This window comes from Paenibacillus sp. SAFN-117 (assembly GCF_051966115.1).
Taxonomy (GTDB): domain Bacteria; phylum Bacillota; class Bacilli; order Paenibacillales; family NBRC-103111; genus Paenibacillus_L; species Paenibacillus_L residui.
This window is the reverse complement of the sequence record NZ_JBQCLK010000046.1, coordinates 20,756-47,492: the sequence shown is the minus strand read 5'-3', so window position 1 is coordinate 47,492 and position 26,737 is coordinate 20,756. Positions and strand designations below refer to the sequence as shown.

Annotated in this window: 26 protein-coding genes; 9 read left to right on the top strand and 17 right to left on the bottom strand. The window is 50.0% G+C overall.

What is annotated here, in order from left to right; all coding sequences use genetic code 11:
- Positions 1–440 precede the first annotated feature (440 nt).
- The 12 genes from ACTHRH_RS23555 to ACTHRH_RS23500 all read right to left on the bottom strand — a co-directional run bounded on the left by ACTHRH_RS23555 (position 441) and on the right by ACTHRH_RS23500 (position 14,574).
- Positions 441–2,486, bottom strand: coding sequence for a DUF5050 domain-containing protein (locus ACTHRH_RS23555; protein WP_440417889.1), 2,046 nt, complete (start codon positions 2,484–2,486; stop codon positions 441–443).
- Complete coding sequence (locus ACTHRH_RS23550) at positions 2,467–3,705, bottom strand: ABC transporter permease (protein ID WP_379288916.1); 1,239 nt, start codon at positions 3,703–3,705, stop codon at positions 2,467–2,469. The genes ACTHRH_RS23555 and ACTHRH_RS23550 overlap by 20 nt, the downstream gene beginning before the upstream one ends.
- On the bottom strand, positions 3,699–4,571 hold the full coding sequence (locus ACTHRH_RS23545) for an ABC transporter ATP-binding protein (protein WP_379288914.1): 873 nt from the start codon (positions 4,569–4,571) through the stop codon (positions 3,699–3,701). Before ACTHRH_RS23545 ends, ACTHRH_RS23550 begins: the two co-directional genes overlap by 7 nt.
- Before the next feature lie 86 nt (positions 4,572–4,657).
- The gene (locus tag ACTHRH_RS23540; protein ID WP_440417886.1) at positions 4,658–5,872 is read right to left on the bottom strand and encodes a transcriptional regulator; all 1,215 of its coding nucleotides are present in this window, start codon (positions 5,870–5,872) and stop codon (positions 4,658–4,660) included.
- A gap of 18 nt (positions 5,873–5,890) precedes the next feature.
- Positions 5,891–6,943: a beta-glucanase/beta-glucan synthetase gene (locus tag ACTHRH_RS23535; protein ID WP_440417884.1), complete on the bottom strand. Its 1,053-nt coding sequence runs from the start codon at positions 6,941–6,943 to the stop codon at positions 5,891–5,893.
- A gap of 39 nt (positions 6,944–6,982) precedes the next feature.
- Positions 6,983–8,410, bottom strand: coding sequence for a M56 family metallopeptidase (locus ACTHRH_RS23530; RefSeq protein ID WP_440417882.1), 1,428 nt, complete (start codon positions 8,408–8,410; stop codon positions 6,983–6,985).
- A gap of 3 nt (positions 8,411–8,413) precedes the next feature.
- On the bottom strand, positions 8,414–8,791 hold the full coding sequence (locus tag ACTHRH_RS23525) for a BlaI/MecI/CopY family transcriptional regulator (protein ID WP_144933729.1): 378 nt from the start codon (positions 8,789–8,791) through the stop codon (positions 8,414–8,416).
- Positions 8,792–9,016: 225 nt separating this feature from the next.
- Positions 9,017–9,748, bottom strand: coding sequence for a 2,3-diphosphoglycerate-dependent phosphoglycerate mutase (gene gpmA, locus ACTHRH_RS23520; RefSeq protein ID WP_440417880.1), 732 nt, complete (start codon positions 9,746–9,748; stop codon positions 9,017–9,019).
- A 260-nt stretch (positions 9,749–10,008) separates the two neighbouring features.
- Positions 10,009–11,916, bottom strand: a complete 1,908-nt coding sequence (locus tag ACTHRH_RS23515) for an ABC transporter permease (RefSeq protein ID WP_144933727.1) — start codon at positions 11,914–11,916, stop codon at positions 10,009–10,011.
- Complete coding sequence (locus tag ACTHRH_RS23510) at positions 11,891–12,661, bottom strand: ABC transporter ATP-binding protein (RefSeq protein WP_144933726.1); 771 nt, start codon at positions 12,659–12,661, stop codon at positions 11,891–11,893. Before ACTHRH_RS23510 ends, ACTHRH_RS23515 begins: the two co-directional genes overlap by 26 nt.
- Positions 12,662–12,883: 222 nt before the next feature.
- Entirely contained in the window at positions 12,884–13,870 is a 987-nt protein-coding gene (locus ACTHRH_RS23505) for a sensor histidine kinase (RefSeq protein WP_144933725.1), read from the bottom strand.
- The gene (locus ACTHRH_RS23500; protein ID WP_144933779.1) at positions 13,867–14,574 is read right to left on the bottom strand and encodes a response regulator transcription factor; all 708 of its coding nucleotides are present in this window, start codon (positions 14,572–14,574) and stop codon (positions 13,867–13,869) included. Before ACTHRH_RS23500 ends, ACTHRH_RS23505 begins: the two co-directional genes overlap by 4 nt.
- Positions 14,575–14,760: 186 nt before the next feature.
- Here ACTHRH_RS23500 and ACTHRH_RS23495 point away from each other — a divergent pair, with 186 nt between their 5' ends.
- The 4 genes from ACTHRH_RS23495 (at position 14,761) to ACTHRH_RS23480 (ending at position 16,505) form a co-directional block, all read left to right on the top strand.
- Positions 14,761–15,147 carry a VOC family protein gene (locus ACTHRH_RS23495; RefSeq protein ID WP_440417877.1) on the top strand — a complete coding sequence of 129 codons (387 nt, stop codon included), beginning with the start codon at positions 14,761–14,763 and terminating at the stop codon, positions 15,145–15,147.
- Between the two features lie 141 nt (positions 15,148–15,288).
- Positions 15,289–15,672: a hypothetical protein gene (locus tag ACTHRH_RS23490; protein WP_144933723.1), complete on the top strand. Its 384-nt coding sequence runs from the start codon at positions 15,289–15,291 to the stop codon at positions 15,670–15,672.
- A 31-nt stretch (positions 15,673–15,703) separates the two neighbouring features.
- Positions 15,704–16,126 (top strand): SRPBCC family protein, encoded by a 423-nt coding sequence (locus ACTHRH_RS23485; protein WP_379287112.1) that lies wholly within the window; start codon positions 15,704–15,706, stop codon positions 16,124–16,126.
- Positions 16,113–16,505, top strand: a complete 393-nt coding sequence (locus ACTHRH_RS23480) for an ArsR/SmtB family transcription factor (RefSeq protein WP_186328228.1) — start codon at positions 16,113–16,115, stop codon at positions 16,503–16,505. The genes ACTHRH_RS23485 and ACTHRH_RS23480 overlap by 14 nt, the downstream gene beginning before the upstream one ends.
- Positions 16,506–16,606: 101 nt before the next feature.
- Here ACTHRH_RS23480 and nagZ read toward each other — a convergent pair whose 3' ends face one another.
- Positions 16,607–17,914, bottom strand: coding sequence for a beta-N-acetylhexosaminidase (gene nagZ / locus ACTHRH_RS23475; protein ID WP_379287115.1), 1,308 nt, complete (start codon positions 17,912–17,914; stop codon positions 16,607–16,609).
- Between the two features lie 158 nt (positions 17,915–18,072).
- On the opposite strand from nagZ, the gene hfq reads away from it, so the two are divergent.
- From hfq to ACTHRH_RS23455, 4 genes are all read left to right on the top strand, one after another.
- The gene (gene hfq, locus ACTHRH_RS23470; RefSeq protein ID WP_144933720.1) at positions 18,073–18,330 is read left to right on the top strand and encodes an RNA chaperone Hfq; all 258 of its coding nucleotides are present in this window, start codon (positions 18,073–18,075) and stop codon (positions 18,328–18,330) included.
- 200 nt (positions 18,331–18,530) lie between these two features.
- Positions 18,531–19,238 carry a response regulator transcription factor gene (locus ACTHRH_RS23465; RefSeq protein ID WP_144933719.1) on the top strand — a complete coding sequence of 236 codons (708 nt, stop codon included), beginning with the start codon at positions 18,531–18,533 and terminating at the stop codon, positions 19,236–19,238.
- Positions 19,235–20,590 (top strand): sensor histidine kinase, encoded by a 1,356-nt coding sequence (locus tag ACTHRH_RS23460; RefSeq protein ID WP_144933718.1) that lies wholly within the window; start codon positions 19,235–19,237, stop codon positions 20,588–20,590. Before ACTHRH_RS23465 ends, ACTHRH_RS23460 begins: the two co-directional genes overlap by 4 nt.
- 215 nt (positions 20,591–20,805) lie before the next feature.
- Complete coding sequence (locus ACTHRH_RS23455; protein WP_260982001.1) at positions 20,806–23,154, top strand: Ig-like domain-containing protein; 2,349 nt, start codon at positions 20,806–20,808, stop codon at positions 23,152–23,154.
- Positions 23,155–23,233: 79 nt separating this feature from the next.
- Here the strand turns inward: ACTHRH_RS23455 and ACTHRH_RS23450 are convergent, their stop codons facing one another.
- Complete coding sequence (locus ACTHRH_RS23450; RefSeq protein WP_144933716.1) at positions 23,234–23,509, bottom strand: DUF1294 domain-containing protein; 276 nt, start codon at positions 23,507–23,509, stop codon at positions 23,234–23,236.
- A 146-nt stretch (positions 23,510–23,655) separates the two neighbouring features.
- On the opposite strand from ACTHRH_RS23450, the gene ACTHRH_RS23445 reads away from it, so the two are divergent.
- Positions 23,656–24,156 (top strand): cation:proton antiporter regulatory subunit, encoded by a 501-nt coding sequence (locus ACTHRH_RS23445; protein WP_144933715.1) that lies wholly within the window; start codon positions 23,656–23,658, stop codon positions 24,154–24,156.
- Between the two features lie 91 nt (positions 24,157–24,247).
- Here the strand turns inward: ACTHRH_RS23445 and ACTHRH_RS23440 are convergent, their stop codons facing one another.
- The 3 genes from ACTHRH_RS23440 to ACTHRH_RS23430 form a co-directional block, all read right to left on the bottom strand.
- Complete coding sequence (locus ACTHRH_RS23440; protein ID WP_440417872.1) at positions 24,248–25,459, bottom strand: cation:proton antiporter; 1,212 nt, start codon at positions 25,457–25,459, stop codon at positions 24,248–24,250.
- Positions 25,460–25,471: 12 nt separating this feature from the next.
- Positions 25,472–25,966: a cation:proton antiporter regulatory subunit gene (locus ACTHRH_RS23435; protein WP_144933713.1), complete on the bottom strand. Its 495-nt coding sequence runs from the start codon at positions 25,964–25,966 to the stop codon at positions 25,472–25,474.
- Between the two features lie 331 nt (positions 25,967–26,297).
- Positions 26,298–26,648, bottom strand: a complete 351-nt coding sequence (locus ACTHRH_RS23430; RefSeq protein ID WP_144933712.1) for a hypothetical protein — start codon at positions 26,646–26,648, stop codon at positions 26,298–26,300.
- Positions 26,649–26,737 lie beyond the last annotated feature (89 nt).

The following is a 26,737-nucleotide window of genomic DNA, read 5'->3' as shown; positions in this document are numbered from 1 at the left end:
CATACTGGTCGCCTCCCTAAGAAATACAATAATATATTGTAGGGTAGGACTCCAGTTTCGTTAGGGGGCCGTGGAGCCACCGCTCTAGAATTAGGCATCGCGCGGCTTTTTCCCCTAAAAGACCTGCACTATCGCTTTAGAATTAGGTATCGCGCGGCTTTTTCCCCTAAAAGACCTGCAGTTTTGTTTGTCTTTTACCCGATCCGGCGGATGACCGGGCTATCCCGAAAGAGTTCACATCATACGAGAGTCCCCGGTGCTGAAAATCGCAAACTGGATATCGGGATAGCCCCACTGATTAAAAGAGGCACTTTCAGCTAAGACGTCCGATTTTAAATATGAAAAAAAACGCTTTGCAGCGTTTTGAGATGGTTTAATGAACCGGGACCTTTATTTCCTCCCGTGATTTTGCCGTTCCTGTCCCTGGTGCTTATTTCGGTTTAGTCCCGTATTCCTTTATCGGTTGCGATAAGCGTCTCCTCTTGTCCGTCCCGGTCGATTCGATATGTCTTAAGGTCTGCCTTACTTTCATAGTAAATATAGTTCCCGTCGAAAGTAAAGGTTAGGACGGTTTTATCCGTTATCTTACGAATTGAAAAATCACGCAAATTCATGGCATAGATTTTTTGCTTATCTTTACGATTGATATAAAGCAGTTCCGTATCGGTCAACACAAAATATTCCGTTATAAGATCAGGAATAACCGTTTCCGAATCGGTCTTCGTATCGTACTTGGCCACCTCGGATTTGTCATTGACATAATAAATATTCCACCCGTCAAAAGCGACACTTCGCATCACCCGCGATTGGACGATAACACTCACGTTGCCCGTTAGTTTATTTACCCGCCTGATCTCCCCCTCGCCGATTAGGTAGATGCTGCGCTCGTCCATAAAAAAAGAGTCTACTGTCATGAAGAAAACTTCATCGGACACGGAGGTTTTATTCAGCCCCAAAAAATGATCTCTATCTGCGTTCAGGTTTTTTTCGAAAACAATTCTCTCCTCAAAGGTCGCCGTATCTACTTCTATAATCGAAAATCGGTCAACCGTTTCCCGAAGCTTTGACTTGTCAAAATCATACTTCATGTAGTAAACAAGCGAACCGTTGCCGTAAATAACATCTCTGACCTTGGTGGATGATTGCAGCGGGTTTCGGATCAAGTTTTCTTGCTCCCCGGTTTCCTTATCCTCGAACATAATCGTTTCATCTGCATAAAACCGATAGCGCTCATTCTCAAACGACCTTTTGGAAGAGGAGTTATAAATATCATAGTTCCCCTCTTCTCCATTAGAGGCGCAGCCGGATAACGCGGATGCGGCCAGACTAAGGATGAGCGTAAGACCGACCGGCCTCAGCCGGTGACTTCGTTGGCCGGCGCCCCATACATTCCTATGCCGAAACATGATTCCAATAAACATGCCAATACCGATGCACAACGTAACGGCAAACAACAGGAGCCACGCCGTGCCGGAAACTTCCTGAAATAAGACGTCCTTCTGCTCCGTATAGATGTTGTACTCATACTCGTTCCCTCGGAAGAATCCCGTGGAAATCATAAACCCGAGCGGCCCCGGCAACCAGTATTTCGAGGATTCCAGGCGGAATCCGAAATAGGGGAGCAGGACCATGGCAGTGCTGGCGAATAGGGTCAGCGCGTATTTCTTTATATATACCGCAGAAAACATAATGAGCATGGCAAAGCTTAGATAGCCGAACAGCTTACACACCGCCAACCATACAAATGTGCCGAACAGCGTGACATCCTTGGAAGACGTTCCAAAATAGGACAAGCTTTGCAGCGGATAACTTCCATTATCGAAGCCGTATTTGAAATGAAAGAAACCGTATCTTAAGCCCTCGGTGAATAGACAGAGCACGGCAACGGTTGCCAGCACAAGACCTATCTTAGTGACAGCCTGAACCCTTGTTCCTTTCTTGACGGTAAGGATGAGCGGATCCATCTTGCTTTCAAACTCGTAGCAAAACACTGGAGCCACGAGTACGAGCAGCAATAAAAGAAAGAACAAATCCAGGCTGTCATGAGACAGAAGCCCGTCCCAGCCGTTCGTATACAGAAAATACCGGTTATCCGGCTGCTCGCGGATATACGAATATTGGTCAAAAACAAGGTTAAAGCCTCTTTCATTCCGGACGATGTCCTCCAACGGACGGGTTATGGCCACCAATTCATCTTCCGAAAGGTTCCCGTCATAATGATCGTCGTATGCTTTTCGCAAGGCGACGTTTGCGTCGGAAATTCGACGGGATTCATTCGTCAAGAACCGTTCGCTTTCCTCCGAGGATGGACCGCGGACTTGATCCAGGTAATAAAAATACTGCGGAGCATTCAATTCCACATCCGGGTTGACGGGCGTGTCGAAAGCGATCAGGGCCGCCGTGCTGATAACGAAATACAATCCGATGAACAGCAGACCCTTCTGATAGAAAAACATTTTTTTCATCTCATAAATCCACAAGGACACGCTTCTTCCCCCCTTTTCCGGATTGAGCATTCTTGCGGACCAGCATCGCAATGGCCACAATACATACCGTCCCCCAGACGGCCGCAAACAAGAGGGCCGACAGATAGCTGTACACAGGATAACCAAACAGATTGACAAATTCCGTCTTGCGAAACAGCTCCCGATTGACGACCAGCACAAACGGGTTGATCACTTTGAACAGCACGTGTCCGGAGCCCATGTACGCTTCCTCCATATAGATCAATCCGAAGGCGGAGAACAGGCTGATGATAAAAGGCAGCAGGGCATTTTTAAACAGGCAGGAAACGAGCAGAAACGTCAGGCCGAGCACGAGAATTCCCGCCGTTTTCACCAAGCCGGACAGCAGGGCGTATTGGCCCAGGCTCACAGCAATCGATGAGTTTGCGAAATTCTCGACGGCGTACAGAGGAGAGGAAGCGGCTTCCAGAGAACCGAAGATCCCGGAAAATGCCGTGAAATCAATCAGCCAGAACCAGGAGCAGACGATACATATGAAGATGGCAGAAGCGGCAAGCTTGGCGATAACCGTTCGTCTTCCCCCTGCCTTCGTAGTCAATAAGAGGGTATCCATCTCCGTTTCCTTCTCGGTTACAAATACGCTCATTAAGCCGTACAGACAAATCAGCAAAACTAGAAACGCGGAAAAATCATAATGCAAGTAATATTGGTACATTTCCGTATAGGAAAAGTGGGATATAGCCCGTTCTTTAAAAAGCTCCGCAATGGCGGCATTCTTTCGGTATTCGTACCCATTGCCGACCGATTCATAAAAATCCATATTATCCTTGGCCGCAGTCACAATATCGTTAGCATGATTTCTGTACATATAGGCATACTTCATGGGCTTCACAAAGCACCAATCGAAGAAAAGGCGGTCGTTGTAGACATTTCCGGTGTAGGTATCGGGGTTATCCGTTCGCGTGCTTGCCGTACGATCGGCCGTTTGTTTCTCAAGAGGTCCATATATGGCCATGAGCCGTCCGATTTTTTCATCCGTTATTTTTCCTCCGAAGTCCTCGTACATCTCCCAATAGAGTTCCTTCCACTCGGGGCCAGAATAGTTTTTGGAAAGCAGCGAGTTCCCATCGTACACGCTGTATATTTTGGCAACGCTCAGGATGGAGAAAAGCAGCACGGCCAGAAGAACGGACGTTTTCAGGAAATGCTTGCGGCATTCATAAACGATTAGTTTTACCATTGCTCGCCCTCTCCGAAATAGTATAAGAAAACATCCTCCAAATTCGCCTGCACATGGACAGCATGGGGATCCGGCTGCTCGTCGGCAATCACCCTTAACAGAATTTTCTCCTGGTCCCGCATCATATTGCTGATTTTAAGGCGTTTCAGCTTGTCATCGACCGTCGCATCCGTCGCCGTTACATTCCAAACCTTCCCCTCCATTCCCCTCATTAGGGCCTGCGGCGTATCCTGCTTCACCAACTGGCCGTCCTTGAGCAGGATCACCTGATTGGCAATAAATTCAATATCGGAGACAATATGCGTAGCGAGCAATACGATTCGGTTCTCGGCAAATTTGGCAATCAGGTTGCGGAACCGGATCCTTTCCTGCGGGTCAAGTCCGGCTGTAGGCTCGTCCAGTATCAGAATATCCGGGTCGCCGAGCATTGCCTGTGCAATTCCGACACGCTGGCGCATTCCGCCGGATAGCGCTCCGATCTTTTTATTATGGGCACTGCTCAAATTGACGATCTCCAGCAATTCCCTGGCCCTCTTCTCGCCCTTTTCCATGGGAATATCTTTAAGCACACACATATACCGCAAGAAATCGATCACTTCAAAGTTTTTGTAAAACTGCGGATACTGCGGCAAATAACCGATATGGGACAGAAAGTCTATTCCCAAGCCCCGCACATCCTCGCCATTGATCAATATTTGCCCCTCATCGCTTTTCAAAATGCCGACAAAGATGTTAATCAGCGTCGTTTTTCCCGCACCGTTCGCCCCCAGCAAACCATAAATCCCGTTCTCCAGCTCGGACGTAAAGTTTTTCAGCGCATACTTGCCTTTATACTGCTTGGAAATTCCTTTGAAGGTTACTTTCACCCATCCGTTCCTCCTATGAAACAAAGCAGCTTTCTTCTTCTAAGAACAATTGGGACTTAAAAGAAGAAAGCGCCCGGTTTTCAAAATTAAAACTGACTGATCACCACTTTGGTTTCAATATCCGCCTGTGTTGATCCCAATAGCACAATGCAAGTCCTTATATCGTCGATCACCTTGATTTTCGGATCTCTGGCCATATAGAGCTCCTTCCCGTCACTCGAGACGAGCTGCTCCGCTTCCAGCTTACCGGTTTCCGTATGATATACCCGAATTTTCCATCCGGTGCCGTTCTTGTCTGCAAGCGAAGTGGCGAAATAGCGTCCCGAATCGGAGCCCGTTACAAATCCGCTTTCGCCCTTCTCCGTCAACGTATGAAGCTTCGTTGTCCCGCCGGGAGTATCCATAACCAGAATTTTTCCTGATGGAACCGTAAAATCCTCCGCCAAGAATAGCACCTTGTTGTAAGCCGTCAGTTCCTTGCATATGTAATTGTCGAAGGTCCGATTGGATAGTGCGGAGCCATCCGTGTTGACTGTACCGCACGTATCGAAAGAAGGCTTGCCGGGGATAGCGGGGACATCCAAGCTCTGCGCCTTGAAAGCAATAGTCTTGTCCTCGTTCGTGAACCCGATTTGCTCAATCGTGGCAAGGCCGGAGCGCCCCTTATAATCTTCAGAGAGCAAATCGATGACCGTTGTCCTCTTATCCTTTCTAAAATCATATAGATATAGGCCGGATAATGTTGCATAAGCTGCCTGGTTTCCATCGGAAGAAAACGAAAACGAGTCGGTAGACAATACGTCATCGCCATCAAGCAATGAATTGAAATGGAATTCGGATTGTTTATTCAGCTCCCGGTCATAGAAGACGGCGCTGTAGGCCATCCCTTCGTTTGTCGTCAACATACTCCCGTTGCTTTTGCCGGTACTGATTTTTACCCCGACCGCAACGTACCCGCTGTCAATCACCCAGTAATTTTCTCCCTCGAATGCTTCTCGCGGGGCTTCCGCCACAACATTCCCCGTGCCCAGGTCATATAAATACAGCTTGTCGGCCGATATGAGCACCTTATTGCCATCTGCGTAATGAATGCTCTTGATGTCGCCTTGGATCTTCTCCAATTTCAATTTGGAAACGACGGGAGTCGCCGCCATATCGGGTGTGTCTGTTTTATTGTTAGCCTGGCTTTCCGTACGGGGAGACGGATCTATCGAACGTTCTGAATTCGCATTGATTTGTGCGCATCCCGCAGCTAATAATACGGATAGAAGTAATATGACGATCAACAGCTTCTTATTCATAGGCCGCTTGGTCTCCATTCATTTATATAATAAGATGGACGCTGTTTTTTCCAAGACAACGACATCATCTGGGAAATCGGCGGCATTCACCGGAACCGAAACGACATAAAACGTATTGAGTTCCTCCAGTTTCCCTAAATCGATATCCGCGTCGATCACTGCCGCCTCGCCCTTGGCGAGTACCGTTTCAAAAGTGCTTCCTTCCTTGCCGATTAAAGGTTTATGATTGATGTAGAACGTATTTCTATACCTCACTCCGGGATGGCCGAATATTTGAAAGGTGACATGAAGGGTGCCGCTGTCCTTCACCTGGAGATTGTCGACCTTCGACAGAACCGCCCCGTCAAAATACAAACGGCTGAATACATTTTTCTCCAGAGTCTCCGAATCTATCGTTACAAAACCGCCCTGGGTTTCCATCATCTCTTTCGTGATCAGTTCGGCCGACAGGCGAACATCACTTAAATATTCGTTATGCGGGATAGAGGAAACATCGAGAGCCTCCGCGTCTTTGTCAAAAACAAGGGAAAACATCGATTCCAACGTATCGTGATAGCTTCCATAAGAACTCGTTTCTTTCATGTCCGGTATAAATGCCGGATTATATACGCTGGCAATGCTGACGCTCAAGGTCTCCCCCTGCTTGCCGGTGACCGGGGTGAAGATAAAGGAGAAAGGCGTCTGCACGTCATCCCCCTCCAGCTCAAAGATGTGCATATACTCATAAGGAGCATCGGCAGTATTAATTTTATAAGGCTGCGGGATTCCGTCTACGAAGACAAGAAAGCCGACATTTTTCGCCTTTCCGGCTGCATTTACGGTATAATCTAACTTTAATTCGCCGCCGCTATAGCGCAAGGGAAGTCTCGCGCCCGTTTCATCTAATTCCGGATTGGCCAGTCCATGACCAATATGGCCCAAAACAACGGTATCCTTGTCATCCAGTTCAAATGGATTGGAATCGGTATTGCTGATGTCGCTCGATCCATCCTCTTTAGTTGAACAGCCGGCTGCCAGCATGACAACGGCGACTAAAGCTACTACCAGCCTAAATATCCATGTCTTTTGCACATTGTCAACCCTTTCGAATTTCCTTCTACGCAGTCTTTCTCAATCCTTTACTAAATTAAAGACACCGGGCTCGGAAGACGGGTCTTGCTTAACCGTATTCGGGTTAACCTCGACTATACTCGCAGAATCATCGGCAGAAGTGTCACGCACAGGAGCGGGCTCCCCTTTGCCCTCAATTAAACGCGTCGAGGCGCCATTCATGGAAGCTTCAGGTCCAGGTGCCGCTCCGCTTGGCCCTGCTACCAGATTATCCTGTGTGGATTGAAACATCTTCGGTCCTTGAACCGATGCGTCATCCCCGGAAGCCCTTCCTTCCTCCAAGCTTTCCTTTGGAGCACCTGACAAGCTGCCGTTCACTGACGGATCGGGCTCCGATCCTTCCCCTTCTACTTCTCCATCCAAACCCGTCGGTGAAGTGGAACCTGTAAGCGGAGGATCCGGACGTTCCTTTTCCACCCCTACCTCCGCATCGGATGCTGTCAGGGGGGTCACGGTGTCGGAATTCTCCATGTTCAGCTTCAGCACAATCCCCGTGCTTAGCGTTGCTATAACGATGACGGCCACAATGGATATCCCCCATTTCTTGCTTCGGGAATCCATGATGGACAAAATTCTGTTCTTCATACCCTGTTTACCTCCGTAGAAATTAGTTGAGAACACGGTTTGCATCCGGGACTGCTTTCTAATCAGTCCGATAATGGTTTCAACATATCGCTGCCGGCCGTTCCTGTCCGTATTTTTGACCACTTCTTCGTCGCAGGAGATTTCACATTGGACGGAGATTTCTCTTGCCATCATATAGACGAACGGATTGAACCAGTGCAGGGCGGTCGCCAGAAACACAAGCGTTTTGTACCAAACATCTCCGCGTTTGAAATGAACCAGCTCGTGCTGCAAAATGAGCTCAAGCTGATCTGCCGGGAGATTTCCCGCCGGAAGCAAGATGACCGGACGGGCAAAGCCCATCAGCATCGGACTGGAAATGCCGGGACAGACCTTCAGCCTAACCTGCCGCCGGATTCCCAGCTCCGTTCGAACATCCTGCAGTGTGCTCAGGACTTGCGGAGCAGTGATCTCGTCGCTCCAGCGCTTGACCATTCTCAGAAAACGTCTGTGTCGAACGGCATGATAGGCGATAAATACGATCGCTCCTACAAGCCATAGGCTACCGGCAAGGACAGACCACGGAATGACGGGCGAGGTAACCGTCGCGGCAGAAACTGCCTGTTCCCCGAAGGAACCGCTCGCTGTCTTTAGCCCGGGGATCAGCGTATTTATATTAATAGCCGATGCTTGCGGGTGGAACCGGAACGGAATAATCAGTCCGACAACAATGACTAGCCACGCATAGTAGAGTCCTTTAGCCGTAAATTTCTTGGAAAGCAGAGGCGTAATAGCCATATACACAAGAGCAATAGCCGACATGGCCAGCGAACTCTCAAGTAAGGAAATCAATAAATTTTGCAAGAATTACTCCCTCCGTTCCTTGGCCCATTTCAGCAAATCATCCAGCTCTTTGTCCGAGAGCTGTTTCCCGTTGTACAGCGTATTGACAAAGCTCAGGAATGAATTCTCGTGGTATTGCTTCATAAAATTTTCCGTTTCCAAGGCAAGGTATTCCTCTTTACGGATCAGCGGATAATAAGTGCGCTCTTTCCCCTCCTTTTCGGTTTGCAGAAACCCCCGTTCCACCAAACGCATCATAAGTGAAATAACCGTGGGGGCTTTCCATTTCCGCTCGTTCCCGAGCTGTTCCATAATCATCGCGGTAGTGATAGGCGGTTCGTTAGCCCAGACGACCCTCATAATTTCAAATTCCGCATCGGGCAGCCTCTTTATATTTTTCATGTCTTCCAACTCCTTTTTTGACAATTGTCTTTTTTCATATTTTACACTTGTCAAAAATAATAGTCAATACGTTTGGCGAATATTTTCTACATTTGTCTAATATAAAGGGGCATAGGTGGTGTCACAGCAAATCCTGCTCTCCCTTCCCAACAAAATAAGAGAGGAAGATGGCTCGCGCCTCTCCCTCTCTGTTAAAACCTATACCTTTGTAAATAGGAAATTGTTTTAAAGACTTGCCGAAACCGTCCCTTCCGGGAGCTCCCCGTCAATCCCCAGATAATAGTGCCTGATCGGCCTAAGGTCCTCATTCAGCTCATACACTAACGGAACCCCTGTCGGAATATTCAACCCGACAATTCCATCGGCCGGGATATTGTCCAGATATTTGACCAGCGCCCTCAAAGTGTTCCCATGGGCGGAGATAATGACTCTCTGTCCTTCCCTAAGCACGGGGACTATCGTTTCGTGCCAATACTTCAGCACCCGCTCTTCCGTATCCTCCAGATTCTCGGTCAAGGGAAATTCCCCTTCCTTCAAATCCTTATATCGGGGATCGGCCGCTTCATATCTATCGTCCTTCATATCCAACTGAGGAGGTCTGACGGAGACCGATCTTCTCCACAACTGCACCTGCTCCTCCCCGTATTGAGCAGCCGTCTCCGCCTTATTGAGACCTTGCAGGGCGCCGTAATGTCGCTCATTCAGCATCCACGACTTGGCAACCGGAATCCACATGAGATTCATCTCATCCAGGATGATCCATAGGGTTCTAATCGCTCTCTTAAGCACGGATGTATAGGCCCTGTCGAATACAAATCCGTTCTTCGCCAGGATTCTGCCCGCCTGCCTCGCTTCCCTCAGCCCTTGTTCGGATAGATCGACATCAGTCCAACCGGTAAACCGGTTTTCCAGGTTCCATATGCTTTGGCCGTGACGAATAAGTACCATTTTTATCATAGCGGGTCCTCCTTCCATCCTTTTCCTTATTATAACCCTTTTTCATCCATTTTTCTTCTAAGCCCGACTTCTGGAAGACAAGAGTGGACTTTTCGCTGCTGGACTTTTGGTCCATAGCGAATGTCCAGTTACTCGAGACCGTTTGGGCTCCCAATCGCTGTTATCCTCGGACCTTCTCCAGTTCCAAAACGTTCTTCTTCGCTCCTTCTACACCTTACCAGGATGCTGTAGCTGCCGACAACCTACCACAAGATTTCCGTTCACACCAGCTTCTGGTACAAGTGCCCCAAATACCGCCAGCGGATGACAAAGAAATAAACCAACTGAACCAGGACGAAGGAGGAAAAAACGATCAAAGAATTGTAAGCAATGGAATAATCGACCAGAAACTGCAGAGCCATGAAGGCCACCCCGCTGTGAATCACAGCCAGCACAATCGGCAGGAAGAAGAGCAGAAGAAGCTGCCTTGTGACCATTCTTCTTAACTCGGATTTGCTCAGCCCAATTTTCGAAATCATCTGGTACTGACGCTCGTCTCTTTCCAAATCGGCATACAGCCGGAAGTAGATGAAGCTTGCGGCAAAAGTGAAGAACACGACTCCCACCAGCACACTGACAATGAGCAAAATGCCGTTGGATTGCTTGGAGCTCAGCCATTCGAATACCAGAGAGGATAAATAGTAATCCGCTTCCGGGTCCGGCGGGATCCGTTCTGCCAAAGCTAGGGCAACCCCTCTGGACTTCTGCCACTGATCCACTGCGAAATAGTAATACTCCTGAAGGCCGGATGATTCGGATATTCGGTCATACAAGGAATCCGCAACGACCACGATATTTCTGAAGGAAGGCAGGACCATGTAGGGCGCTGCTTTCTTGACGGTCAAGGAAATATCCAGTTTTCCCTGCATTAATGTCGCGGAAACCGGCAACCTGTCATTTTTCTTGAATCGGTCCTTCTCCGCTATCGTGCCCGGAACCAATATGGCTTCCTCTTCATTCAACGATTCGGCGGGATAACCGAGAGCGACCGCCAGCTGATTGTACTCGCTCAGCTTCAAGATGGTCTTTCCATTTTCGGTATAATCCGGAACGACCTTAGCTTCCCGATAGGACAAATTAGCGCCCTCCAGTTGGTCCTTGATTTCCTGAAGATGCTTCTCTTTCAAGCGGTTATCCGGACTGCTGGAATAGCTGTAGGCGAACGGGTTCGTCATCTCGGCCAGCCCCGGATCGGCGATCGCCAGGCTGGTGCCGATGCCGGTAAATGCGGAAGCTGAAATAACCGCTACGATGAAGAACATGACCGCATTGTCTTTCATCCGATAGCTTAATTCCGAGAGAGTCAGCAGATTGATTTTATTAAAGAACAACCGTTCCTTCTTCTTCAACGCCCGGATCACATAAACACTCAATTGAGTGAACAGAAAATATGTCCCCAGCACGACAAAACCTACCCCTGCCGCCAATAGGATCAGGGAAAACAATCTTTGCACCGCGAACAAAAAGACCATTGCATACCCTGCGCCAATCAGTAAAACAGCGAGCAGCGACAAGATCAGAGAAGCTTTGGGCTCCGGCTTGGGCTTCTCATCGGATCGAATCAGCTCCGTCAGTTGCACCCGCGTTCCCGTTCGCGAAGTGAACAGCGAAATCAGAACGAACAGAAGGAAGAACGCCCCGGCTGTCGTCCATACGGCTTGAATTGGAATATAGAAGGCCAGCCCTTTCTCAATATACAGAATGCTCGCGCTGATTAACAAAATAAGCTTGGAAAAGACGAGACCAATAAGTATTCCCGTAATGATCGCGGCCATCCCGATCATCATATTTTCTATGAAAACAAGCTTGTTCAACTGCTTGGGAGACATTCCGAGCGTCATCAGAATGCCGAATTCCTTCTTGCGGATCTTCAGAAATGCACTGACCGAATACAATAGGAAGAAAAAAGAGAAAATGAAAATCAGGTATTGGGACACTCTCATTCCCATCGTCGCCAATTGGCTCATCGTTTTACTTGTGGAAGCCAGCTCACCCTGCAGATTCGGATGGAACAGAAGCAGGGCATACGTAAAAAAAATCATGACCGAAAAGGCGCTGCTCAAAAAATGGGCCAGATAGGTGCGCTTGTTGCGCATGATGTTATTAAACGCGAATTGGCGAAAAGTCATGCGCATCCCCTCCCAGCAGCGATAAAACGTTAATTATTTTCTGATAGAAGGAGGAACGGTTGTCCCCGCAATGGATCTCGTTGAAGAACTGTCCGTCTTTAATGAAGACGACGCGATGGCAGTAGCTGGCGGCAATCGGATCATGAGTCACCAGCATCATCGTCGCTTCCTCCTCCCGGTTTAATTTGGCCATCAGCTCCATAACGTCGCGGGCGGCCTTGGAATCGAGATTTCCGGTCGGTTCGTCGGCCAGCACCAGCTTGGGGGAATGGATGAGGGCCCGGGCAATCGCCGTCCGCTGGGCTTGTCCTCCCGAGATTTCATAGGTTCGTTTGTCCAAGATGGATTCAATTCCCAGCTTTGCCGCCATCACGGCCACTCGCCGGTTCATTTCCTTCACATCTACCCCGTCAAGGGTCAGGGGCAGCACGATATTTTCTTTAACCGTCAAGGTGTGCAGAAGATTGAACGATTGGAAAATAAATCCCAGTTCACGGCGGCGGAAATACGCCAGCTTCTCTTTGGATAATTGGTGAGGGTTCTTGCCTTCAATCCGCACCTCCCCCGACGTAGGAAAGTCGATCGTGGAGACCAGGTTCAGCAAAGTCGTCTTTCCGCTCCCCGACGGTCCCATAATTCCGACAAACTCCCCTTTATCAATCGTTAAATTAATGTTGGAGAGGGCCTCATAAGGCACCTTGCCCGGATAAATTTTGCTCAGATCATGCACTTTTAATATTTCCATAGCTGTTAGATCTCCTTACCTTTTACCGTTCTGCTTACAGTTTACTCCAGCCTTGCCGTCTTTCCTATCGCATTGTCTTTCATTAATCTAACAACTTTGTAAGATTACGCGCAGTGAAGGCCAAATCCGCACCATTCTCTCCGGCAAAAAAAGAACCCCGGCTCCAAAATGGACTGGGATTCTCTCCGACGGATCGGCTGTCCTCCAGTACCCCGGGCCTCCCTAATGGGAAGCATGGGGGAAAGTGATTCGGACCGTAGTTCCGCGGCCCGTCTCGGACCGGATGTCAATCTCATGGTTCAGCTTGTCTACCACCTGCTTCACGAGATAAAGTCCCATACCGGTCGATTCTTTAAAGAGCCGGCCATTCTCTCCGGTGTAGAACGGATAGAACACGCGCGACAGATCCGATGCCGGGATGCCGACTCCGCGATCCCTGATTTCGAGATGGACCGCCCGCCCCTCGGAGGAAGCGGCGACGGTGATCTTCTCCCGGCTGCCGGCCGAATATTTGATGGCGTTGGACAGCAGCTGCTGCAGAATAAAGCGAAGCCACTTGGCATCCGTTTCCACGATAAATCGGGAATCGACCTGGATTTCCGGATACACATAGCTGCGGATGAACAAACGTTTATTTTCGCCGATCACGTCATTGACGATCTCGCGCAGCGACACCTTGTCAACGTGAAAATCCTGCTCGAATGTTTCAAGCCTGGCCATGTACAGCACCATCTCCAGTCCCGCCCGCATCCGGTCCGTTTCCTCCGAAATACTTTCGAGCCGCGGGTCCTCCTCATTCTGAATGATCAACTCAATGACGGACAAAGGGGTTTTCATCTGGTGAACCCATTGATTCATAAAGGTTAGGTGGTTTTGCTGCTTTCTTTCCCACGTTTTTAATTGCTGCTGGTAGTTGCGGTACAAGGAATTCAGCAGCTGCCCCAGCGCCTCCGGCACTGGGGCAGAATCCAGTTCTTGAATAGATTCGCTCAGCGATGTTTCGGGACTCGATAACCGTTCATAAAACCTGCGATGGCTGTAGTACCGGAACACCAAGTAGCCCGTTAACAGAAACAATCCCAGAAAAACGGCATACAAGGCGGTGGACAGATGGTCGTAACCGTCAAACCAGTAGACAAGAAGGACAACGAACAATTGAACGATCGTGAAGCCGATCAGAGGTAGGTGCTCCCGCAAAAACAATCTCATGTCCGTTCTTGAGCCTCCCACGTCTTGTTCAGACGATAACCTACTCCGCGGACGGTTTCCAGAGCTTCCTCGATGCCGAGCTCCGTCAGCTTTTTGCGTATGCGCGTTATATTGACGCTGAGCGTATTATCGTCCACATAGGTATAGTCGTCCCAGAGCTTGTCCAGGATCATTTCCCGGCTAACGACACGCGGACAGCGCTCCAGCAGTGTTTCGACCAGAACCGTCTCCTTTCTCGTCAGCGGAACCATGCGCCCCTTCAGATGCAGCTCCATCCTCTCCGGATAAAGCACTAGGCCGTCCCTGTCCACGGTCCTTTCGCTCATCTTGACCGCATAATCGCCGTATACACGCCGAAGCTGGCTGCGGATTTTGGCCATGACGACCTCATAATGGAACGGTTTGGTAATATAATCATCCGCGCCGTTCTCTATCGCTCTGACCTGATCCATCTCCCCGTTTCGCGCAGAAATAAAGATGATCGGGCAGGTCGAGACGGTTCGGATCTGGCGGCACCAATAATACCCGTCGAAGCTCGGCAAATTAATGTCCAGCAGCACCACATGGGGCTCCGTCTCTTGAAATTGCTCCAGAACGCGCTGAAAATCTTTAACGACGATCCCCTCGTCCCCATATTTTTGAATATAGGACTGCAGAAGCTCGGAAATTTTGGGATCATCCTCCACAATCATAATTTTGTACATCATTTACTCTCCCTTCCCGACAGGGGCTTGGATGGCTAACCGGATATCATCCGGCTAGCCACAGCCGCAGCCAGACTTTAACACCCGAAGCAGAGATAAGCCTTCAGCCTTCTCCCTTTGGTTTCATTATAACGCTATGATAAACTTAGGAATAGCTGCAGCCTATATGAGAAAAGGGGATTGGCTATGAGCAGATTGAGTCCGTATATCTATTGCGAGGATGCCAGAAAACAAGCCGATTTTTATGCAAAAGCACTGGGCGGGGAAATTGTGAGCGTACAAACCTTCGAAAATTGGCCCGACGCTTCCCCGGAAGAGAGAAGCAGAGTGATGCACCTCGTGCTCAAGGTCGGCGAGCTGCAGATTTTTATGGCCGACTCTTCCCCTAACCGCTCCGGAAATCAGATTGATCTGGCACTCGAACTGCAGTCGGAAGCCGAAGCGAGAACCGTATTCGAGCGGCTATCCCGGGATGGAAGGGTCATTTTCCCTCTGAAGTTAATGCCTTGGGGCTCGATGCTGGGCCGCGTCGAGGATCCGTTCGGAGTCCGCTGGCAAATTGCAGTAAAATAAACGCTTTTTTTTGAAATACGCGTTCCCCCGCTTGAATGGATTGGTGCCCTGCCCATTAGGGTAAGGGCCTGAATTTTCCTTTGACATGAAACCAAAAGGTTTCATATAATGATTTTTAAGCCAATACAGGAGTTGAGCTAAATGAATGAAGAGCTGCTGAAGAAATTACGTTATAAAAGCGGACAAGCTGCCGCTGTTCTTAATTCCCCGCCAGGATTCAGTCTTGGAAATGAAGCGAGCGACAGCACGGACGGCATCTGTGATTTCGTGCTGCTGTTCGTGAACAACGCCCGGGATACGGAGGAATGGCTGCCGCGGGTTCTTCCGATATTGAACGAGGACGCCCTGTTCTGGATCGCCTATCCCAAGCAAAGCTCTAAGATCAAGACCGATATTAACCGGGATACATTAAACGCTATCGTACAGAATAGCTCCGAGTACAGAGCGGTCAGCAATGTATCGGTGGACGAAACTTGGTCGGCCTTGCGTTTTCGCCCGCAGAGCAAGGTAAACACCAGAAAGTAAGATACTTATTTGATGATGGGAGGACTTAAACATGACCAAAAATTCTAATGCCCTGCCCGATATCCGTAAAACACAGATTTTTAACGCGCCTATTCAGAAAGTATGGGAGGCCGTTGCGACTGCAGAAGGCATGGCCTCCTGGTTTATGCCGAATGATATGCAGCCCGTCGTCGGCCATAAATTTCAAATCAACGCGGGTCCGTTCGGCATGTCGCCCTGCAAAGTAACGGAAGCGGAGCCGCCCCATCGCCTTTCCTTCCGCTGGGGCAAGGATTGGACCCTAACCTTCGAACTGAAAGAGCTGGACGGCAAGACAGAGTTCACTCTGATCCATTCCGGGTGGGATACCGAAACCGTTACCGAATTCGGCGAATCCCACGCCTTGGTCCACGACCGGATGAGCGGAGGCTGGACCGGATTGGTTAAGAAGCTGGGCGAGTATGTCGAGGCTTGACATGACCTCTCCGAAAGTGGATGTTTTCCAAGCCATTGCCGATCCCACCCGGCGCAAGCTCCTCAGACTGATCGATGACCGGGAGATGGCCGTGACGGCGATTAGCGGACACTTTCCGATAAGCCGGACGGCCGTTTCCAAGCATTTGCGCATTTTGGCCGATGCAGGGCTCGTCAAGGAGAGGAAAGTCGGGCGGGAGACACGATACCGTTTTGAGCCGGAGCCGCTTCTCGAATTGAAGCGCTGGCTTGCTTATTTTGATCGGTTTTGGGATAACAAGCTGTCCGTGCTGCAGCATTATGTGGAGTCCGATGGATCCGCCTCCACCCCGTCCCCCGCACGGCTGCAAGCATCTACGGATAAGGAGAAGAAAGAGTAAACGGAAAAGACAGTCCACGCTTTCTACGGATTACCCGATAGTATTAGCGCCGGACTGTCTTTTTCTATCTGTGTCGTCGAATTATACGCCGCAAGCAAGCACTATTCTTTAGCCGTCTTCGTGCTGAATTGATTGGTCATCGTCCGGATCTGACCGTTAAGGACACTAACATCCGGCGTTTCTGCAGGTTTGTCCTCCAGGTTGTATTTAGCCTTCAACCGAACAATTCTCAGCACGCTCTCGTTGATCCGTTCCTCGGTCAGCTTGCCTTCGGCGACACTTTGCTTTATGGCGGCGATCACGGCATCGACATTGGCATACTCGTGGGCAACCAGCAATATATCCGTCCCTGCCTGGACAGAGAGAACGGCGGCTTCCCCGATGCCATACCGATTGACGATTGCCCCCATAGTGAGGTCATCCGTCAGAATTACCCCATCGAAGCCCAGCTTATCGCGCAATTGTCCCGTCACTACCTTCTCTGACAAAGAAGACGGATTCTGCCCGTCAATCTCGGGAAACAGAATATGCGCCACCATGACGGCGTCCGCTCCTTCCCGGATGGCCTCCGCGAACGGCTTCCATTCCAGACCGGCCAAATCCTGCTCGCTCTTCCTGATGACCGGCAGGTCGAGATGGGAATCGGTCTCTGTATCTCCATGCCCCGGAAAGTGCTTGACTACCGGGATGATCCCGGTCTCCGCCATCTTCTTCATTACCTCGAGCCCCATGCCGGTTACGGTCTCAGCGTCAGAACCGAAGGAGCGGTCTCCAATAACCGGATTCTTCGGGTTATTGTTAATATCCAGCACCGGGGCAAAATTCATATTCAACCCCATTGCTCCGACCTCTTCGCCCAGAATCCTTCCGAGCTCTCCGGCCGCTTCCGGGCGGCCCCATCGTCCCACCTCCTGAGCGGTCGGCAGTTGATCGAAGCCTGGAAGCCGGCTTACCCGCCCCCCTTCCTGATCAACGGACAGAAGCAGCGGAACCGGATGGCCCTCATTCCATTGCTTGAGCCGGTTGCCGAAGCTAACGACTGAAGCCGGGTCGGATAAATTGTTTTTATAAAAAATAATGCCCCCGACATGCTGCTGCTTGATCATTCTTTCGTCCCGGGCCGAAGGGACCGTCCCATCGACACCGGCAATGATCATCTGTCCGATTTTTTCGTCCAGTGTCATCCGGTTCACAATGCCGGCAAGCCCCTCCTCCTCTTCTGCCTCAGCAGAAGGGCCGGGTACGGGTTCGGAGCTGGGCTCGGGTACCGGGGACGAGGATGGTTCGGAGGATGGTTCGTAGGACGGTGTCGGCGGTCCGGAAGGGGCCTGGCCGGCTTGGGCACATCCCGACAGGAGCAAGATCATTATTAAGGAGGCCGCGCATATTAACCATGTCCGTTTTTTCATGTCAATCACCTGCTGTTCATAATTTTTATCATCATACCACAACAGGACTTCCTGTCCCAATCCAAGGTTGTATATAAGGCGTTAGACTCTTGTTCCGCAGCCTCCGTTCTATGGTATGATTAGATTAAAATCCTTAAAGAGAAAGAGGGATTAAACCAATGCAGGAACTTGATCAAAGAACCAGGCCTCTGTTTGACCAGAATCTTTATCTGAACACCTTGCGTAAAAAGAATACGAAATGCACCATCATCACCGTGAATGGGGTACAGCTAAAGGGAACGATCACTGCTTTTGACAAATATGTCATCGTTATCCACGACTCCTTCGGCAAGCAGCAAACCTTGTATAAATCGGCCCTGTCCACCATTATTCCGGAAGTTCCCGTCGAACTTCAATCCGGATCCGATTGCAGTTAATATTATACGCAGCCACCGGCAGAAACCTACCGGTGGCTGTTGTTTTTTCCGGCACGGTGACCTGGCTTTGAAAAGCTCCCCAATCGCAGAAGAACGATCAGATGTAGAAAAAGTGTAGAATTCGCCTCCAATCCCTCCCGCCCATTCTTCCATCTGTTACAATAAACATGATTTTACTGACTACGGAGGACTGAATAGGAATGTCTCAGTTTATTGCAATTGTTGACGACGAGCTTCATATTCGGCAAATTGTTGAAGCCTATTTGCAGCGGGAAGGGTATCGCACGATCGGTGTTTCATCCGCGGAAGAAGCGCTCCAGCTGCGTAAAGTAATGCCCCCCGATCTGTGGGTGCTGGACATTATGCTGCCCGGCATGGATGGCTATGAATTCTGCCGGCAGATCCGGAACGACGACGAGGTGCCCATCATCATGATTTCCGCCAAGGATGAGGAAGTGGACAAAATTATGGGACTGGAGCTGGGAAGCGACGATTATTTAACGAAGCCGTTCAGCCCGCGCGAGCTGGTGGCCAAGGTCAACCGACTGCTGTTCAGGTGGTCCATGCAGCAGGCGAATCCCGGCACGGGATGCGCGGCTTCCCCGACAACTCTGGTGGTTGGGGCTCTGCAAATCATTCCAGAAGAAAGAAGAGTATATTGGCACGGCTCCGAGCTCGAGATGACAGCGAAGGAGTTTACCCTGTTGTACATATTGGCGGAAAGACCGAACCATGCTTATTCCCGAAGCGAGCTGTTAAATGAAGTCTGGGGTGCAGATTATTACGGCAGCGACCGGGCGGTCGACGATTTGGTGAAACGGATACGCAAAAAAATGGATAATCTCCCGCTGGATACCGTGTGGGGTTACGGATACAGGCTGCGTTCCACAGAGGAGGAGCCGTCATGAGGCTGCTGACTCGCCTGAATCTAGCATTCGGTTTACTCCTTCTTTTTCTCCTTATCGTGACCGCTTGGTTAATGAGCACGTTATTGTTGGATATCCTGATCGACAGCCAACGGAAAGAAATGAGGGAACAAGGCCGGGCTGTCATGCTGCAGTATATGGGGACCGGGTCCTCCCACAGCAGCGGTACGAATAGAACCGTCGATTTGGTCACGCAGATCGTTTCGCCGAATGCCCATATGGCCTTCCTCTATTCCAACAATAATGCCATTTCCCTGCCCGTCTCCAACGAAGAGTACACGGAGATTATTCAGAATGCCCGGGAGCTGGCTCTAGGAGAAGGCAATGTATGGAAGGGCCAGCAGAACACATACCTGATTGAGACGATCCAGGCGAACGATTATTCGGACAAGCTGGTCGTCGCTGCTCCAATGGACCGGTTGAAATCGATCCAATTCAGCTTCATCCAACGAATGGTCCTCATCTTCGGGTTGGGTGCCTTGTTCGCGCTGCTGCTCAGCATATTCATTACAAGGCGGCTGGTCACTCCCCTGTCCACTCTGCGGGATGAACTGCACAAAGTGCAGAATCGCCGCTTCTCCGAGGTTCAGATGGTGAAGGCGGGCGGAGAAATCGGGGAGGTCGCCGCAAGCGTCCATAAGCTGGCTGCCGAGCTGGACGGGTATCATCGGACGCAGAAGGAATTTTTCCAGAATGCTTCACATGAACTGAAAACTCCATTGATGAATATTCAAGGTTATGCGGAAGGAATCCGGGACGGCGTCTTTAAAGAGGAGCAGGCGAAGCACGGATTGAACGTCATCGCGGAAGAGTGCGAACGACTTAAGAAAATCGTGACGGAAATCATGCTGCTGGCCAAGCTCGATATCGAGGACGGAATCTTCGCCCATACGGAAGTAGCGATCCATCAGGTCGTTGCCCGAACGATAGAAAAGCTCGATCCTCTTATCATCCAAAACCGGATTGCGGTTGAATACAGAGAGGATGATACATCGCTTGATGCTATCATCTATGCCGATCCGGACAAGCTAATTCAAGCGTTGCTGAACGTAATCGCCAATGCGATCCGGCACGCCCGTTCGTCTGTCGTCATCCGTTCCTTCTGCAAGGATGGCAGCATCGTCATTGAAGTGACCGACGATGGGGAAGGAATTCCGGAAGATATCGTTCCGAAGCTTTTTTACCGTTTTGTCAAAGGACATGACGGGGAGAACGGGCTGGGGCTCGCGATTGCCCGCGCCATTGTCGAACGGTGCTCGGGAAGCATCACCGCCGAGAACCGACCGGAAGGAGGAGCCTTGTTCCGTCTCTCCTTCCCCCTGCAAAATAAATAGGCGGATGTTTTTTTCCTGAAAGAGCACAGCGTCACCGCGGAATCATATGGGAGCGTTTTACACAGTTTTTACATGCATTTCCCATCTGGAAACCCCAATTTGTTCCTTCTCATTTGCCGATATAAACCATGATTCGGATTTCAGCTCCCCCGCCCGCTCCATAATTCCGAATCCTTATCCCGGCTGCATATTAATTATCAAGGAGGACAATGACGTTGAGGCAAGGAAGATTGCAAAAAATCGTTCAGGTTGTATTATGTATGACCATGCTTTTCTATTGCATGGGAGCAGGCAGCGTAATGGCAGCGGAGGAAATCTCCCGGCTCGTTCTGTCCAAGAACGAGCTGACAATGGAGATCGGCGACACCCAATCGTTAACGGCTACCGCAGTCTATGTCAACGGCAAAACGGAAGAAGTGACGATCAAGACGGATTGGGAGAGCGAAAATCCGGAAGTGGCGTCGGTCTACGCCGGTACCATTACGGCAAAGGGCGAAGGAACCGCTGTCCTGACGGCGACCTATCAGGGGAAGACAGTCGTCGTCAAGGTAACGATTCACAAGAAGGTCAAGGCTTTGACGAAGGATCGTCATTCCCTGCAGCTTCGTACCGGCGTTAAAGAGCAGGTGGAGTTAACTGCTTTTTACAGTGACGGGACGAAGGAGGTCGTGACCGAGAAAGCCGAATGGAGCGTCGACAATTACGAGGTCGCGACAGTCGTCAACGGTACGGTGGAAGGACTGGGCTCGGGGACGGCCACCGTTGTAGCCAAGTTCGGGAGCCGTTCGGTCTCGATTCCCGTCAGCGTTGAGCTGGTCCGCCGGCTGGATGCGGACAAACCCCAGGTCTCCCTGCTTGTCGACGGCACGGAGAGAATAACGTTGCAGGCCACCTTCCCCGACGGCACGGTCGAGGATGTGACCGAACAGGCGGAATGGTCCAGCAGCAACGAAACGGTGGCCGACGCCATCCGCGGCGAGATTACGGCTTACGCTCCCGGCGAAACCGTTATTACGGCGAAATACGGAAGCAAATCGGCATCGGTCAAAGTCGATGTCGACTCGGCCAAGAAGCTCGAGGTGGATCGGCAAAGCTTATTTATGAGGGTAAACAATACCGAGCAGCTTACTTTAAAAGCCACTTATGCCGACGGTCGAGTCGAAGATATCACGAATGCGGCGAAATGGACCTCCAGCGACGAAAAGATTGCCTTTGTCAGCAAAGGGAAAGTCCATGCCTCTGCTCCGGGCGAGGTTATCATCACCGCCCATTTCGAAGCAAAGTCGATTGATATCGCGATTGATGTGGAAGTTCCGCGTCTTCTGGAGATAGACCGGGAGTTTCTTTCCTTGCAGAAGGGCCAATCCGAACCGTTAAAGCTGTTCGCCACCTATCAGGACGGAACCCGGGAAGACGTAACGAACAAAGCGGAATGGAAGTCGGATAAGGAAGCAACCGCATTTGCTGCAAAAGGCGTGGTTACCGGTAAACGCTCCGGAGAAGCTACGATAACCGCGAAGTATGGTAATAAAACGGCATCCATCGTCGTAGACGTAGATATTCCTAGAAAACTGACGACAGACATCGATTCCCTCGCCCTGCAAAAAGGAGATACCCATCAAGTTACGGTACATGCTGTTTATGCAGACGGCCGGATGGAAGAGGTTACCCATCAGGCTGAATGGTCGGCCGGCTCCGACTCCTCCGTGGAAGTCCGCAGAGGGCTGATCACCGCGACGGACAGCGGAGAAGCCAAAGTAACCGCCACATACAGCGGCAGGACGGTTACCATTCCCGTCTTTGTGGACGTCGTTCAGGAGTTGAGCGCAGACCGGAAAACCTTGATGCTGAATCAGGGGCAAACCGGTTATATTAAATTGACGTCCACCGATAAGGCCGGCAATGTCCGGGATGTTACCCGCGATGCGGAATGGTTATCCAGCTCTCCGAAATATGCCGATGTTAGCAAAGGTGCGGTTACGGCCTTCGAAAGAGGCAAAACGATCATAACCGCCAAGTACGGAGGCCAGTCCGTCACCATTGCGGTAGATGTCGATATCATCACGAAGCTGACCGCCGATACCCGGGCCTTGTCTCTGAAATCCGGCGATCAGAAGCAGATCGCCGTGACGGCTACATTCTCCAACGGATCCGAAAGAGACGTAACGGCAGAGGCAGACTGGAAAACCTCCTCTTATAAAGTTGCTGACGTCGACCATGCGGGGCAGGTCACCGCTGCCGGATACGGGAAAGCGAAAATTACGGCCTCATACGGCGGCAAATCTATCTCCGTTCAAGTCGACGTAGATACTTTGAAATATTTAAAAACAGACGTAGTGCAGCTGGAATTGAAAAAAGGCCAAACATACTCTGCCAAGGCCACCGCTACTTATGCGGACGGCACGGATGAGGATGTGTCCGTCGAAGCTTTATGGCAATCTTCAAAATTAATAGTAGCGGATGTTAAAGACGGAATCATTCGGGCGAACGGGCCGGGCAAAGCGACGATCACAGTGAAATTCGCAGGCAAACGGACGAAAATTATCGTGACGGTAACGGATTAGCGGTGAAAAAAACTCCCCTTCTCGCTTCGGCGGCAAGGGGAGTTTTGATGTGTATGAAGAGACCGGAGCTCCGGCCTAATCAAACGCTTAATATTAGCCTCCAGACTCCATAAACGCAAACAGCGTTCACCGCAATCAGCAGAGGAATCCCGATCACGAAGGAAGAATGCTTCGTCTTATGACGAAACCTTCTCATCCCCAACCACGACCCGACCGCACCTCCCGCCAGAGCCAGACCGAACAGCCTTCTTTCGGGAATTCTTCTCTTTCCCTTGCCGGCCAGAGCCTTGTCCCGTCCCATTGACCAATAGCCGAGCCCGTTGACCAGCAGCAAATAAATAATCAATAATTTCATTCTTCCGCCTCTCCCCCTTAACCCTCTCGCGATTTATGCTAATCGATTTTGCCGGGCCTTGCAACTGGCTATCGCTCGAATCGGCAAGCTCATGTATAATAGAAACCACATTTGTAAAGCAATAGGAAGAAAAGGAGGTCCAACCATTGAATATCAAAGAAGTCGATTTGCCGGGAATCGGCCGTAAATTTCAACTGCAAACCCGTACCGGAGATTCCGTGGTCGTCGTCATTCATGACAACGGACTGCGCGAAATATATCACTTTGGCGAAGATGAGCAGGAAGAATGCTTGTCCAACATCTCCCTAGAAGACGACGAAGCGAGGCAAATGGCCGCAATTATCGGCGGCATGAGCTATAAGCCCAAGGCTTTGGAAGAAATCGAGATGTCCCTGGAGGACCTTGTTATTGAATGGTTTAAAATCGAACCGGATGCCGCCTGCGTCGGCCAAACGATCGGCGAGCTGACGATCAGACAAGCTTCCGGTGCCGTCATCATAGCGGTTATCGATAAGACACGACATACCAAGGTAATCAATCCCGGACCCGAGCATGTGCTAACCGCTCATTGCACCCTCGTCGCTACCGGCGAAAGAGAGCAATTAAAGAAACTTAGAGCCCTGCTGCAGCTCAAGAAGCAGCAATAGCCCTGTCCCACGCCAAAAGGCCATGTGATGCCCCTATCCATTCCCGGGGACCGCATGGCCTTTGTTATTAGTTGTGTTATTCAACGGGTTGCTATTGCCCCGGCTGCTCTGTTTTATTGCCTCTGCCGAACAGCTTAACCGCCAGGTTGTAAATCCGTTTGGATTCCTTCGTCAAGAGCGGTCCAAGTATGGCCAGAAGCAGCACATACAGCACCGCGAACGATTGGACAACCGGAAGCAGTCCGCCCGCTTTGCCAATATTGGCCATAATGATGGAGAACTCTCCGCGTGAGGATAGGGTCAGACCGATATTGACGGAAGCTCGCGGCGAGATTCCGGCGATTTTGCCCGCCAGCATGCCGGCAACCAGATTCCCGATAATCGTCAGCACCACCGCCAATAATGCCATGCCGACCGCTCCGCCCAGGGACGCAGGGGCGATTGTTAATCCGAAGCTGAAGAAGAACATCGCCCCGAAGAAATCACGGAAGGGCAAGATGAGCTGCTCGATCCGCTTGACGTGAACCGATTCAGCCAATACGAGCCCGACCATCAGAGCACCGATAGCTTCGGCCACATGGAACGTTTCCGAAAATCCCGCAATGAGAAACAGTGCGGCCAGAATAACCAATAGGAATAACTCGGGCGATGATATATTCAGCCCTTTATCCACATACTTGATGACTCTGCGTCCTACAATAAGGAACAAGAGAATGAAGATAAGAGCCGATAACGATGTCAGCAGTACCCCCAGGAAGGAGGTCGCTCCGCTTAACACCAGCCCCGACAGAATCGAAATATGAACGGCAATAAACAAGTCATCGAACATGATCATTCCCATGATGATTTCCGTTTCCCGGTTGGCCGTCCGTTTAAGGTCCACCAATACTTTGGCTACAATGGCCGTGGACGAGCTGGTCATGATTCCCGCGATGACCAAGGTTTCCTTGAGCGGCATACCCATCATCCAACCGAGAAGGAGTCCGAACAGGAAGTTAATAATAATATAGAACAGCCCGCCAATGACAATCGATTTTCCGGATTTCATCAGCCGCCCCACCGAAAACTCCAGCCCCAGATAGAAAAGCAGGAACAGGACGCCAAGCCGGCCCATAAAATCAATAAATTCGGAGCTTTCAATAAACCGGAAATCAAAAATCCATACGTGGGGGGCATGCGGGCCGACAGCCATCCCGACCAATATATAGAAGGGAATGACCGAAAAGCGAAGCTTCGTTGCGATCAAACCTACTGTTGCCACCAATAAAATAGCCAATCCTACTTCAAAAATGATCGTATCCATAATTCCCCCCTGTTATTCGTCTCCGTTTAGCAAAAACCTCTTCAGCTTCTTGATATGTTGTCTTTCTCCCGCGACAATTAGAGTGGAATCTGCCTTTAGTGGATAGTCTGGTCCCGGATTAATATATTTATTATGATTCTTCTCTACGACCGCCAGGATGGATGCGCCCGTCCTCTTGCGCACATCGAGGTCTCCTATGCTGGACCCTACGCAACGGGCATCTTGCTCGATCTTGTACCACTCGATGACCAGATCGTCGAGTGCGACATCGATCGTTTCCAACGCACGGGGGCGATAAGTCATTCCTCCTATGATCCCTGCAATCATTCTGGACTCCTCATCATCCAATGTAACCATAGAGATACTTTCTTCGGGATCCTTATAGTCGAAGTGAAACAGTTCTCTTCTCCCATCGTCATGAATAATGACAACCAACTTGTCACCGGAGCGCGTGTCCAGTTGAAACTTGCGGCCAATTCCAGGCAAATCAGATTCACGGATATTCAAAATGATAGTCCCTCCGCTTTCTTTATTCACAATATAAGTCGGGTTTCCCGGCTTCGTAAGGTGATTTTTTATAACGATCGAACTTTACAGCACGATTCCATCGGATTTCACAAAATGGGTCTGTCCGACAAAATATGAATTAGATTCATTATTTCATTTATATAAAGGCCAAACTGCATAAATTATTCACAAATTTCTTAACTAGTTTTGAAAATAGGCGCACTTAATTAGCCCTCCCCTTATATCCGTCTACAGGCGGAATCGGAGGTAAAGAAAGCTTGACTGAAGTTTGTTTGGTTAAAATAATTAACGAGGTAGATAGTTAACGTGATTAAACAACGTAAGTCGAGGTAAATTTAATAGGCATTAGAAATATGCCCTTTATAGCAAGGGGAATGAAACGAAACAAATAAATTATAGGCGGCAAAGCCAAAACCAGCAGCAATAGAGGGAATAGCGGAATCCAGGACAGCCATTTATGAAGCCATATGAGGCCGATCTTGGCGGTATTTCGGGTGGTTATAATCGAATGCTCTTTAATGGAAGAGACGAGTGTCGGAGATTCTTCAACCAAAGGATGGCTGGTATCCACAAACAAAGAGGAGGAAATAAAAGTAGTCAACAGGACGAATGCTAAGATCAAAAAGTAACTGCGGAAGCTGACTGTGGCGGTTGATCTCATTAGCGTACCTCCTGTTGGTCATTTTCATAGCTATCTGCAAGAACGGGAAAACGGGAAAACGAATATCCCGTCCCCAATTCATTGAATTC